1 protein-coding gene is annotated in these 6,635 nt (G+C 73.8%); it reads left to right on the top strand.

Annotation, left to right across the window (positions count from 1 at the left end; all coding sequences use genetic code 11):
• Positions 1-20: 20 nt before the first annotated feature.
• Positions 21-6,635, top strand: a 6,615-nt coding sequence (locus ACFXGA_RS13755) for an amino acid adenylation domain-containing protein (RefSeq protein WP_378087585.1), incomplete at its 3' end; no start/stop codon positions are given.

A 6,635-nucleotide genomic window follows, 5' to 3' on the forward strand; every position in this document is an offset into this window, starting at 1 on the left:
GTGTCGAGAGGTGTTGCCCGGTGAGTTCCCGGATCGAAGAAGTCCTGCCCCTGTCGCCGTTGCAGGAAGGCTTCCTCTTCCACGCCCTGTACGACGAGCAGGGCCCCGACGTGTACCTGGTGCAGCTCTCCGTCGACCTGCGCGGCGCGCTGGACGTCCCGGCGCTGCGGGCCGCGACGGCGGCGTTGCTGCGGCGGCACGCCAACCTGCGCACCGAGTTCCGGCCGCGCCGCACCGGCGAACCCGTCCAGGTGGTGCTGCGGGAGGTGGACCCGCCGTGGCACGAGCACGACCTGTCGGCGCTGGGCGACGCCGACCGCGCGGCCGAGCTGGACCGGCTGGTCGCCGAGGACCGGGCGCGGCGCTTCGCGATGGACCGGCCGCCGCTGATCCGCTTCACCCTCATCCGCCTCGGCGACGACCGGTACCGGTTCCTGCTGACCAACCACCACATCGTCCTCGACGGCTGGTCCAGCCCTCTGCTCGCGCGCGAGCTGTTCGCCCTCTACCAGGCCGGGGGCGACGACCGCGGCCTGCCGCCGGTCACCCCCTACCGCGACTACCTGGCGTGGGTCGCCCGGCAGGACCAGGAGGAGGCCCGCGACCGGTGGCGCGACCTCCTCGACGGGCTCGACGGGCCGACGCTGGTCGCCCCGGTCGGGGCCGCCCGCCCGCCGCTCGTGCCGGACGAGGTCGTCGTGCCGCTGCCCGACGGGCTCACCGTCCGGTTGACCGCGCTGTCCCGGGACCGCGGCATCACGCTCAACACCCTGGTGCAAGCCGCCTGGGGCGTGGTGCTGGGCCGGCTGACCGGCCGCGAGGACGTGGTCCTCGGCGTCACGGTCGCCGGCCGCCCCGCCGAGCTGCCCGGCGTCGAGTCGATGATCGGCCTGTTCATCAACACCCTGCCCGCCCGCCTCCGGCTCGACCCGGCCCGCTCCCTGCACGACCTGCTGCGCGACGCGCAGCGGCGGCAGGCCGACCTGGCCCCCTACCAGTACCTCGGGCTCACCGAGGTGCAGCGGCTCGCGGGCGCGGGCGAGCTGTTCGACACCGACTTCGTGTTCGAGAACTACCCGGTGGGCCCGGCCGACGGCCTGGACCTCGGCCCCGACCTGCGCGTCACCGGCGTGCACGGGCAGGACGCCGCGCACTACCCGCTGTGCCTGGTCGTGATCCCCGGCGAGGACCTGCGGCTGCGGCTCGTGCACCGGCCCGACCTCTACGACGCGACCGCCGCGCGGACCGTGCTGGCCCGCGTCACCCGCGTCCTGGAAGCCATGGCGACGGACCTCGACCAACCCGTGGGCCGGGTGGACGTGCTCGACCCCGCCGAACGGGACCGCGTGCTGGTCGGCTGGAACGCCACCGACCGCGACGTGCCGCCGACGACGCTGCCGGAACTGGTCGAGGCGCAGGTCCGGCGCACCGGCTCGGCGACCGCCGTGGCCTGCGACGGCACGACCCTCACCTACGCCGAGCTGAACGCGCGGGCCAACCGGCTGGCCCGGGCGCTGGTCGAGCGCGGGGCCGGGCCGGACCGGCTCGTCGCCGTCGCGCTGCCCCGCTCGACGGAGCAGGTCGTCGCCGTGCTCGCGGTGCTGAAGTCCGGGGCCGCGTACCTGCCGGTCGACACCGCCCACCCGGCCGAGCGGATCGCGTCCACCCTCGCCGACGGCCGCCCCCTCACCGTCCTCACCACGCGCGGCACCGCCGTCCCGGCAGGCCACGACGTGCTGGTCCTGGACGACCCCGACACCGCCGCCGACCTGGCCGGCCGGTCCGCCGACGACCTCACCGACGCCGACCGCCGCGCGCCGCTCACCCCGGCCGACCTCGCGTACGCGATCTACACGTCCGGCTCGACCGGCACCCCCAAGGGCACGCTGATCGAGCACCGCGCCGTGTGCCACTACCTGCGGTGGGCGGTCGAGCGCTACCCCGGTCTCGCCGGCGCGTCCCTCGTCCACTCGTCCCTCGCCTTCGACCTCACCGTGACCGGCCTGTACGGCCCGCTGATCCGCGGCGGCCTGGTCCAGCTCGCGCCGCTCGACGCCGCCGCGGACCGCGTTCCCGACTGGCTGCGCCGGCCGACGTTCGTCAAGGGCACCCCGGCGCACGCCCCGCTGCTCGCCACCCTGCCCCGCGACCTCTCGCCGACCGGGCAACTCGTGCTCGGCGGCGACCTCCTGCGCGGCGAGATGCTGCACGACTGGCGGCGGCAGCACCCCGGCGCGACCGTGCTCAACGAGTACGGGCCGACCGAGACCGCGGTCGGGTGCGCCGAGCACCGCATCGAACCGGGCGTCGCCGTGCCGGACGGCGACATCACCCTCGGCCGGCCGATCTGGAACACCCGGTGGTACGTGCTCGACGGGTCGCTGTCGCCGGTGTTGCCCGGTGTGGTGGGGGAGCTGTACATCGCCGGCGCGCAGTTGGCCCGCGGCTACCTCGACCGGCCCGGGTTGACGGCCGAGAGGTTCGTGGCGGATCCGTTCGGCCCGGCGGGCACGCGCATGTACCGCACCGGCGACCTGGTGCGCTGGACCGGGGACGGCGAGCTGGACTTCGTCGGCCGGTCGGACGACCAGGTGAAGGTCCGGGGGTTCCGGATCGAGCTGGGCGAGGTCGAGTCGGTCCTGGGTGGGCATGCCGCGGTGCGGCGTTCGGCTGTGGTGGTGCGGGAGGACGCGGCCGTCGGTCGTCGGTTGGTGGGTTACGTCGTGGTGGATCCGGTGGCGGCTCCGGCGCTGGCTCGTTTTCGGGAGTTGGAGTCGGCCGGTCGTCTGTCCGGTGTGGATGTGCACGAGTTGCCGAACGGGATGGTCGTCGCGGGTCGGAACCCGTCCAACATGGCGTACTTGTTCGATGAGGTGTTCGTGCGCAATGGGTATTTGCGTGCGGGTGTGGTGGTCGGGGACGGCGCGGTCGTGCTCGACGTCGGCGGGCACGTGGGGTTCTTCTCGTTGTTGGCGGGTTCGGTGGCGCGGGATGTGCGGGTGTTCGCGTTCGAGCCGATGCCGGAGTCGGCGGAGTTCTATCGGGTGAACGCGTTCCTGCACGGTGTGGACGCGACGGTGACCACGTGCGGCCTGGCCGACGCTCCAGGCCGTGCCGAGTTCACCTACTACCCGGAGATGTCGCTGATGTCCGGCCGGTTCACGGACCTGGCCGAAGACCGGGAGATCCTGCGCCGGGTGGTCCACAACGAGCGACCCGGCGAGGCCGCCGGCGAGGGCGTGCTGGCCGAGGTGCTGGAGCAGCGGTTGGACGGCGTGCCGGTGGACGTGGAGCTGCGCACGCTGTCACAGGTGATCGACGAGCACGGTCTCACCCGGGTCGACCTGCTCAAGATCGACGCCGAGAAGGGCGAGCTGGACGTGCTGCGCGGCGTCGAGTCCCGGCACTGGCCCGTCATCCGGCAGGTCGTCGCCGAGGTCCACGACATCGACGGCCGACTGGCGGTCGTCACCACGATGCTGGCGGACCACGGCTTCCGGGTGACGACCGAGATCCCGCACGGCCTCGAAGGCACGGGCATGTACCAGCTCTACGCCACCCGCACCGCGACCGACACCGAACAGGAACCACCCACCACGCCTCGGGAGCGCTGGTACACCACCGGGCAGCTCACCCGGGACCTCCGGGCGCACCTGGAACGGCGCCTGCCCGACTACATGGTCCCGCCGGCGCTGGTCGTGCTCGACGCGCTGCCGTTGACGGCCAACGGGAAGCTGGACCGCAAGGCCCTGCCCGCGCCCGAGTTCAACGCCACCACCTCGGGACCCGCGCCGCGCACGCCCCAGGAGGAAATCCTCGCCGGTCTCTTCGCCGAAGTGCTCGGCCTCGACTCGGTCGGCGTGGACGACGACTTCTTCGCGCTGGGCGGGCATTCGCTGCTGGCCACCCGGTTGGTGTCGCGGGTGCGGTCGGTGCTGCGGGTGGAGGTGTCGATCCGGGACCTCTTCGAGGCGCCGACGGTGTCCGGGCTGGTGGGGCGGTTCGCCCGGGGCGGGGAGCGCCCGGCGTTGGTGGCGGGGCCGCGCCCGGATCGGGTGCCGTTGTCGTTCGCGCAGGTGCGGTTGTGGTTCCTGGACCGGTTGGAAGGGCTCGGTGCGGTCTACCACGTGCCGCTGGTCCTGCGGTTGGGCGGTGCGCTCGACGTGGAGGCGTTGCGGGCGGCCCTGGGTGACGTGGTGGCGCGGCACGAAGCGTTGCGGACGGTGGTCGGCGAGGACGGCGGCGTGCCGTTCCAGCGGGTGCTGCGCGATCCCGGCTTCACGGTCCCGGTGCGGGACGTGGACGAGGCGGGCCTGTCGGCGGCGGTGGACGGCGTGGTGCGCGCTCGGTTCGACCTCGGTCGGGACGTGCCGGTGCGGGCGGTGGTGTTCCGGGTGCGGCCGGACGAGCACGTGCTGGTCGTGGTGCTGCACCACATCGCCGGCGACGGCGGCTCGTTGCAACCGCTGGCGCGGGACGTGGGCGTGGCGTACCGGGCGCGGTCGGCGGGCGGCGCGCCGGGGTGGTTGCCGCTGCGCGTCCAGTACGCCGACTACGCGGTGTGGCAGCGGGAGCTGCTGGGCGGCGAGGACGATCCGGGCAGCGTGGTGTCCGGTCAGGTCGAGTTCTGGCGCGAGGCGTTGCGCGGGCTGCCCGACCGGCTGGGCCTGCCGGTCGACCGGCCCCACCCGCCGGTGCGCGACTACCGCGGCCGGACCGTGTCGCGCGAGCTGAGCCCCGTGCTCCACCGGGCGGTGGCGGGGTTCGCCCGCAGCCGCAACGCCACCGTGTTCATGGTGTTCCAGGCGGCGTTGGCGGTGTTGTTGACGCGGTCGGGTGCGGGCACGGACATCCCGATCGGGACTCCGGTGGCGGGTCGGTCGGACGAGGTGTTGGAGGACCTGGTCGGGTTTTTCGTGAACACGCTGGTGTTGCGGACGGACACGTCGGGTGATCCGGGGTTCGGTGAGTTGGTGGGGCGGGTGCGTGAGGTCGATCTGGCGGCTTTTGCGCATCAGGACGTGCCGTTCGAGCGGTTGGTCGAGGTGGTGAACCCGGTGCGGTCGTTGGCCCACCACCCGTTGTTCCAGGTCATGCTCGCGTTCACCGGCCCGACGGACCTCGACGTGGAACTGCCCGGCCTGACCGCCACCCCGGAACGCGCGGACGCGGGCACGGCCAAGTTCGACCTGACGTTCTCCGTCGCGGAACGGCCCGACGCCGGCGGGGTCGACGTGGGGCTGGAGTTCGCCACCGACGTGTTCGACCGGGCCACCGCCGAATCGCTGCTGGCACGGCTGGTGCGGGTGCTGGAGGCGGGCGTCGAGGAGCCGGACGTGCCGATCGGGCGGCTCGACGTGCTCGACCCGGCCGAGCGCCACCGGGTGCTGGTCGAGTGGAACGACACCGCCCGCGCCGTGCCCGACGCCACGCTGCCGGAGCTGTTCGAGGCCCGGGTCCGGCGCTCCCCGGACGCGACCGCGGTCGTGTTCGAGGGCCAGTCGGTCACCTACGCCGAGCTGAACGCCCGCGCCAACCGCCTCGCCCACCACCTCCTCGACCGGGGCGCGGGCCCGGAACGCGTGGTCGGCCTGGCGCTGCCCCGCTCGACCGACCTGGTCGTCGCGATCCTCGCCGTGCTCAAGACCGGTGCCGCCTACCTGCCGCTCGACGCCGACCACCCGGCCGAGCGGATCGACTTCATGCTCGCCGACGCCCGGCCCGTGACCGTGCTGACGAGCGCGGACGCGCCCGCCGGCGGTCCGGGGCACGACCCCGGCACGCGTGCCCGACCGGCCAACCCGGCGTACGTGCTCTACACGTCCGGCTCGACCGGCAGGCCCAAGGGCGTCGCCGTCGAGCACCGGGCCATCGCGAACCGCCTCGCGTGGATGCGCGCGGGCCACCGGCTGGGCCCGGACGACCGGGTGCTGCACAAGACCCCGGTCACGTTCGACATCTCGATCTGGGAGCTGTTCTGGCCCCTGCTCGACGGGGCCGTGCTGGTGGTGGCCAAGCCGGACGGCCACAAGGACCCCGCCTACCTGGCGGACCTCATCCGCCGCGAACGCGTCACGGTCGCCCACTTCGTGCCGTCGATGCTGCACGTGTTCCTCCAGGAGCCCGCCGCCCGCGACTGCGTCGGCCTCCGCCGGGTGTTCTGCAGCGGCGAGGCGTTGACCGCCGAGCTGCGCGACCGGTACCACGCCGTGCTCGGCGGCTCCCTGCACAACCTCTACGGACCGACCGAAGCGGCCATCGAGGTGTCCGCCGCGGCCTGCCCGCCGGCCGACGCCGACACCCGCGTCACGATCGGCGCTCCGGTGTGGAACACCCGCCTGTACGTGCTGGACCCCGGTCTGGCCCCGGTGCCGCCCGGCGTGGCAGGGGAGCTGTACATCGCGGGCGCGCAACTGGCGCGCGGCTACCTGGAACGCCCCGGCCTCACCGCCGACCGGTTCGTGGCCGACCCGTTCGGCCCGGCGGGGGAGCGGATGTACCGCACGGGCGACCTGGCGCGGTGGACCCGCGACGGCGAACTGGAGTACCTGGGCCGGTCGGACGACCAGGTGAAGATCCGCGGGTTCCGGATCGAGTTGGGCGAGGTCGAGGCGGTGCTGGCGCGGCACCCCGCC

The sequence above is a fragment of the Actinosynnema sp. NPDC059335 genome (assembly GCF_042752395.1).
In the GTDB taxonomy this organism is placed as follows: domain Bacteria; phylum Actinomycetota; class Actinomycetes; order Mycobacteriales; family Pseudonocardiaceae; genus Actinosynnema.